The following is a 6,054-nucleotide window of genomic DNA, read 5'->3' on the forward strand; positions in this document are numbered from 1 at the left end:
TTACCCTTCTAGATATTTTTTAAACTTGATAATCTCATCGACTGAGCCAAACTTGCGAACAAGATAAATAAAGGTCGCTCGTCCAATTCGATAGTCGTCGGGCTTGGTTTTTCCCAAACGCTTCTTGACAATATCTGATGCAGATAACCCGTCTTCGTATCCTTGCCGTATCCGCTGATAGAGCGTCTCTTCTGGCATATTTGACCAGTTAGCTAAATACGTATACGAGTCGTATACGAGAAATGCAGAATTGCTAGAAGCTTTGGTATCATGAGCTTCTGGGTGGGGATGCGAGTTGGATACTGAAGGCGATCTTGCATCTTCACCGGAAGACGAATTGGATACAACGATGTCGTCGCTACGTACTAGGTCTGCTCCACCTTTCCGGTACTGCTTGAGAAAAGCATCCTGCTGCTCGTCAGTCATTTCTGGAAACAACTGTTGCATTAATTGGATATAGTTTGGATCTCCTGGTTCTGGAAATGGATTTTTACTAAGTAGAGCATCTAGCTTGTCAGTTTCTAATGGGGTATCAGCTAACTTTTGATTTGAGTCAAGAGGCGATAAATTCAAGGCTGTAAAATCCATTGAGACATCCATCCAAGGCTCGAGACGAATTGGAACCCGTTCCTGTTTGGATTTCGAGGGAAGTTTCAACCACCCTTCAAGTTTTGGCGCGGCTTTTTTGGTCACCGGATGGCGTTGCGAAAGGAGTTCGACTTGAATGAAAGACGCATCGATCGCCTTTGCAACCCCCGAACTTCCTCCCATTCCCTTGAGAGTATTCATGTGGGAAATGATTATCACGCACATATCGATTTTTCTTATATCGGAAATCGATGCGTCGATAAACTCCGCCGAATGCTCGCACCGCGTCCACCAGTTGGTGAATTCATCGCAGATGATGGTGAGAGGCTCAAACTTGGGGTCCGGTTCGCTCGAATATCGCTTGTAACGCCGCTTGATTTCGCCAGCCACCCATTCGAGTTGCCCGTCGATTGCCTCGTAATCCATGCCATCGCCTACGACCGTCAAGCCTTTCCAAGCCCCAAACTTACGATGCGGATCGCACACGACAACCCGGTGGCCGCGCTCAACCCGTTTGCGAACCAAAGCGGCGGCGGTGGTAGTTTTGCCGCTACCCGGTGCGCCAAAGAATAAGGTGAGCGGATATTCGAGCAACTCGTCAAGCCAATGCCCTGATGGATTATCACCTGTGTTATCACCCGTGACATTTGTCGCCGGCGACGGATTGGGTTCAGACTGAGCTGGGGGCAACGCGGCATATTGCGGGGCTGGGGAAAATTGCGCGCGCACCCATTCTTCTTGCCCCCGAAGCATTTCCTTGAGGTTGACGAGCTGGGATTCGAGTAGTTCTTTTTCCCCGATGCGCCGTGCCTCGTCGCGCTGGGTGATGAGGGGCATCAGCAGCGCCGCCGCGCGATCGCTTTCCTCATCAATAAATAGAGCGGCGATCGAACCTCCCAGGGGGAACAGGTACAGCCAGGGGTTGGTAACTCCCGCCAATCCGAGAGCGGCAAAGCTGAGCCAGCTCCCCAGGCTAATCCCGGGGGCAAGTTTGCGCTGAATGGATATCGATCGCAAGCTGAACAGATCGATATCACGATCAAATAGTTTGGCGGTGAGGAGCCGTGTGTACTTTTTCTGGAATGGGTTGAGGGTCATGGTTGTTTTTTCTCTCGATGCGACCGCCGGTGGGGAGCCAAAGGCTAATGCCTACGAACGCCAGCAGCACGAATCCGACGCCAACGTTTCTTAAACCGTTTTCTTGGTAGTCCTGAACGGCAAGCGCCGCAGCACTGCCACCCAGGCTAATCCAAAAAACATAGCCGATGCCCACTGGGTTGTTAAGGGCGAGAACTTGGAGCGCTCCCAGTCCAATGCTGGAGGTGGAGGCCAGCATCATTAGCAGTTTCAGTGGGATTTGGGGCATCTACATTACTCCCCGCAGATACTTTCGATCGGCTTGGGCGACTTTGAGAAGCTCTTGCCGTTTTTTCTCAGCATCAACGATCGCATTAGCTCGAATGGCGTTGGCTTCGGCTTCGATGGGGAGAAAAGTGCGCAGCAGCTCTGCGTCAATTTCAGCCTGCCCCAAATATCCTTCGCGACCGTAGCGGCAATAGTCCTTCACCAGCTTCTTCTGCTCTTGGATCTTTTCCCACTTTTCCTTCATCTCTTGCACCGTTTCGGGGGTGATGTCGCGCCCCTTGGCGATGATGGCTTGAATTTCGGGGGAGGAGAGCTTGGCTTTCTCAAAGCGATCGCGAGAAAGTTGGACGCCCAAACCCTGGGCTAGGGTGTCGATGATGCTCATTCGTTAATTTTCTGAGGGGGGCAAAAATGGAAGCTGCCTGGGCGAGGTAATGGCGACATGCTTTTGGGACGCGGCGAGTCAGAGCTGTGAGTTAATCCGACGACGGGACTGCTCGAGCGGCGAGGCAGAAACGTTTGCCGGTAAAATGGCCAAACCCCTAAACCAAAGCCGGCGCACAGCTCCACGAGAAATAAAAACGCTGTATTGGAAAAGAAATAGTAGATTTTCTTGATTGGCAACCTGTGAAACTTTTGCATAGCATTGCTTTCGTCGTTTTTCGCGTGTTTTTTGCAACCTGCTAACTTTTCTCTGTTGCGTGTTGGAAAGCCCAACCTTTTGGGATTTTGGGGCTATAAGCCAGATTGGTTCGATCAGGCTGGCTAATCTCGATTTTTCGGGACTCTTGAGGACTGCTCAATCGGAAGATGCGAACGGTGAATGTTGCCATTAGTCTCCCAAAACCTCAACAAAATCGGATTCGATCAGCTCTTCCAGTTCAGGAGAGTAAGTGGGTTCCGTCTCAGGTGCTGACGCGATCACTCCGGTTGCTGGCGATGCTGACAAGGTGCTGACTGCAACCATCGGGCGACCGTTCTGGAGATAAAAGGCTTGGTGGTCTTCGATAACCCGATTTACGATTTCTGCCATTCCGGCCAGTCCCATCTCGGTTCCAAATCGCTGGAGATACGGGACAAGGTGCTTGCGAATGCAAATCTGTGGAGAGCGGGACTTGCTCACGATGCGATCCTCCGTTGCTTCATTTGAGCTAAGCCGTAGAGACCTCGGGAGTTGGCAAAGACACCATCGGGCAAAACTTCAATGCCCTTCTTGCTTAGAATTTTCTCAACACCGGGCAGTTTAGATCCGCCGCCCGTTGCAATGACAACATCATGCTCTGCGTTCCATTGCTGCATCATCTTGAGGGCGGGAGCCAAGGTTAGTTGCCCCCACTGCACGATCGACTCTTGATAGATAGAAGCGAAGCTCCAGGAATTTCGCCCGCGACCGTAGATGAAATCGCCTCGTTCGAGTCCGGCTCGCACGAGATGAGGCTTCCCTTCTTCACCCAGCCGTTTGCGAACATCGAGGTGCCCGCAAATCGTCTCAACCAGCACCTGAACCCCATCGGGAAAAACTTTGCGCTGAATGACGTTACCGCCACTGAGAATTGAGGCAATCGTCGTGCCATTTCCCAAGTCGAGCATTCCAGCCTTGGAGCCGGACTCTAACAAGCCCTGTTGGCGGCAGTAGTAGGAGGTGCCCACTCCTTCCTCAAGGACTTTCTCGATCCGAACATTGAGGCATGTTTCCCAGCTCTGATTCACTTTGATGTAGTGAATCCCCTCCAGAGCGCTTTTCAGTTCTGCCCCCCAAGCCTGGGCATCCTGGATCGAAGCCATAATGCTGAGGGTTTGTTTCTGCAAAGGCTTGGTTAGGGCGATCGCTCCGAGCAGTATCTGTAGCCCGTAGGTGATTTTTCCAAGCTTATCGTCGGTGACTTTGATGTAGGAGTTGGGGGATTGGATGCTCGCCATTTGTCCGGCGAACCAGCGCTTGCCGATGAGTTTTTCTGCGGTCCCGTCGATGTATTCAACCAGGCAACCTCTCTCGGTGTCAGGGAGTCCGTAAAGCTCCCCAGTCACTGGCAGAAGGTACGACGGCATCATCACTTGGCTGGATTGACCTGTCAGTTTGACGGCTCCAAATCCTCCGTCGTAGCCCATAGGTTCAATCTGGGTGTTTTTCCTTGTTTCTTGGAGTTTTCGTGGGAAAGACGTTGTTTGCATGGTTCCTGCTGGAAAATGTTGCGGTGTTTCTGCGTGCTTCTATGTGTTTCCTGTGTTTTGAATAATAAAACCCCTCCAAGGTGGAGGGGAATGGACTAAGTCAAGTTTTTTTCAGAAATGCCGGATTGTCTGTCCGATTTCAGGGTCACAAATGCTCCGTCCGAATCGAGCTGTCGAATCAAAGCGTCAATCTCCTGTGGGCATCGAGTGCCTCGATCGTAGAGACCAAATTGAATTCGAATAATTTCTCGATTTCGACAAAACCAACGCTCGCATCTACGAGAGGTCAGCTCGGACTGGTACAAAGGATGGGACTTTTGTGCCCTTCGGATTTGACCAATCGTTCCTGTTATCGTAGGCTGGGTGGGAACTTCCAGCAAGCTGTCGTTAGGTGCTGTCGTCCAGCCAAATCCAAGGGTTTTGGAATAGGAGGTAATTCGTTCCTTAATCATCTTCAGGTAACCTTTATTGCCCATTTTGCCGCAAGCTCGGCGGCAAGGCGGCGAATGGGTCGAGAAGGGTTACGGCGACCGCTACACCACAAATCGATCGTGTTCTTGGTCACGCCCAGTACTTCAGCGTAATCCCATCGAGATAGGTTAACTTGGTTGAAGAGCGCGATCGGATCGACTTCAGTGGTTTTGATAAAATTTGGTGATATGTGGTGGTTCATTGGCTTCGGCTTTTGAATTCGACAAAGGGGCAAGTGGTCGGCACTTGCCCCTTTGTCTTTGGCAGGTCAGTCGGTTGACTTGTTGGACGTGTCAACTCGACGAAGGCTTTTGGCAGCCAAGCGCTGAATCAAATTGTTAATTATGCGCCAGCCGTCCCAATCGGTAAATTCGGCGTTAAACCAATTACAATCATCAAAGTTTTCGCAAAGTTGAACAGCTTGCTGCAAGTGGTCTCTGGCTTTTAGCATGTTGTCCAAAGCTGCAGCAATTTTTGCGTCTTCGTCCATGGTTAATTCTCCTGAATTAGGTCGGTCAGAATAGTTTTGCGGGTCAGGTTGAAGGTGTCGGCTTGGGGGCAAGCGGCGATCGCATCAATCACTTGGTCGTCAGTTTTGCCATCGGCTGGCACGCCAAGGTAAGCGGCGACGCGGTGCAGTTGGTGGTGCTGTTTAAGGGTTAGAGGCATTGTGAATTTTGGCGTATAGGGCTTCCCAGAATTTGTAGGTGGCTGTTTTGGGGTCATCTTCTCCATCAGTGGCTAGGGAGTCGAGAGTGCCCCATACCAACTCTTCGAGGGCTTCGATTTCAGGTTGGGTTAAGTTCATACAGCTCCTTACGCCTTCTCAAGCAAAATCCTGTAAACATTCTCGAGACGCTCTTCTGATGCAGCTTTGAGCTTTTGGCAGCACTTCCTAAACAGGGTTGCATCAGCTCCGCTCAGAGGGAATACATCAGCCTCAATTAAAGGGGTTTCCGAGGAGTTCCAAATTGCGACTCTTAGTCTCTTTGCAACTTCGCTGGGCAATTTCCTTAGTTCCTTGTCGTTCATGGCTAAACCTCCTTATATTGCTGTTGTGCATCGCAAATTTCGATCGCCTTGGTCCAGCACTGGGCAAACTCTTCCACGGTGCGACCGTGAGCATTACGCGCCCCAAATATGACCCGCCGGAAAATTTGGTTGTCCAATTCGCTGCGGTGCTGACCTCCAATTGTTTCGCGGGCGAACATTTGGCAGAAGTACTCGAGGGTTTCATCGGGAATGCCGGCAGCGTAGACGGCGTCTTGAATGCGGACGATGGAAAGTTGGCGGTAGTATTCTCGGGCTGCGCGATCGATTCGCGCTTCAGTTTTGCTGATGGTGGGTTGTTGGATGGTTGTCATAGAAAAAGTAGGTTGAAGTAGGGGAAAGTAGGGGGGAAGTAGGGAAAGGTAGGGGGAAGTAGGTTGAAGTAGGGAAAGGTAGGGAAAGGTAGGG

General features: G+C 51.0%; 11 protein-coding genes. All 11 read right to left on the bottom strand.

What is annotated here, in order from left to right:
- On the bottom strand, positions 1-1,605 hold the full coding sequence (locus tag AC2215_RS01450) for a type IV secretory system conjugative DNA transfer family protein (protein ID WP_486808171.1): 1,605 nt from the start codon (positions 1,603-1,605) through the stop codon (positions 1-3).
- 22 nt (positions 1,606-1,627) lie between these two features.
- Positions 1,628-1,954, bottom strand: coding sequence for a hypothetical protein (locus AC2215_RS01455; RefSeq protein ID WP_486808172.1), 327 nt, complete (start codon positions 1,952-1,954; stop codon positions 1,628-1,630).
- On the bottom strand, positions 1,955-2,338 hold the full coding sequence (locus AC2215_RS01460; protein ID WP_486808173.1) for a hypothetical protein: 384 nt from the start codon (positions 2,336-2,338) through the stop codon (positions 1,955-1,957).
- A gap of 447 nt (positions 2,339-2,785) precedes the next feature.
- Positions 2,786-3,076, bottom strand: coding sequence for a hypothetical protein (locus AC2215_RS01465; protein WP_486808174.1), 291 nt, complete (start codon positions 3,074-3,076; stop codon positions 2,786-2,788).
- On the bottom strand, positions 3,073-4,062 hold the full coding sequence (locus AC2215_RS01470) for a ParM/StbA family protein (RefSeq protein WP_486808175.1): 990 nt from the start codon (positions 4,060-4,062) through the stop codon (positions 3,073-3,075). The genes AC2215_RS01465 and AC2215_RS01470 overlap by 4 nt, the downstream gene beginning before the upstream one ends.
- 517 nt (positions 4,063-4,579) lie before the next feature.
- Positions 4,580-4,798 (bottom strand): helix-turn-helix domain-containing protein, encoded by a 219-nt coding sequence (locus AC2215_RS01475; protein WP_486808176.1) that lies wholly within the window; start codon positions 4,796-4,798, stop codon positions 4,580-4,582.
- Between the two features lie 66 nt (positions 4,799-4,864).
- Positions 4,865-5,086, bottom strand: a complete 222-nt coding sequence (locus tag AC2215_RS01480; RefSeq protein ID WP_486808177.1) for a hypothetical protein — start codon at positions 5,084-5,086, stop codon at positions 4,865-4,867.
- A 2-nt stretch (positions 5,087-5,088) separates the two neighbouring features.
- Positions 5,089-5,265 carry a hypothetical protein gene (locus tag AC2215_RS01485; protein ID WP_486808178.1) on the bottom strand — a complete coding sequence of 59 codons (177 nt, stop codon included), beginning with the start codon at positions 5,263-5,265 and terminating at the stop codon, positions 5,089-5,091.
- The gene (locus AC2215_RS01490) at positions 5,249-5,404 is read right to left on the bottom strand and encodes a hypothetical protein (RefSeq protein WP_486808179.1); all 156 of its coding nucleotides are present in this window, start codon (positions 5,402-5,404) and stop codon (positions 5,249-5,251) included. The genes AC2215_RS01485 and AC2215_RS01490 overlap by 17 nt, the downstream gene beginning before the upstream one ends.
- A gap of 8 nt (positions 5,405-5,412) precedes the next feature.
- A complete protein-coding gene (locus AC2215_RS01495; RefSeq protein WP_486808180.1) occupies positions 5,413-5,628 on the bottom strand; it encodes a hypothetical protein in 216 nt (71 codons plus the stop codon).
- A gap of 2 nt (positions 5,629-5,630) precedes the next feature.
- Positions 5,631-6,054: hypothetical protein (locus AC2215_RS01500; RefSeq protein ID WP_486808181.1), on the bottom strand; the 424-nt coding region annotated here is incomplete at its 5' end.

This window comes from Zarconia sp., from assembly GCF_057467645.1.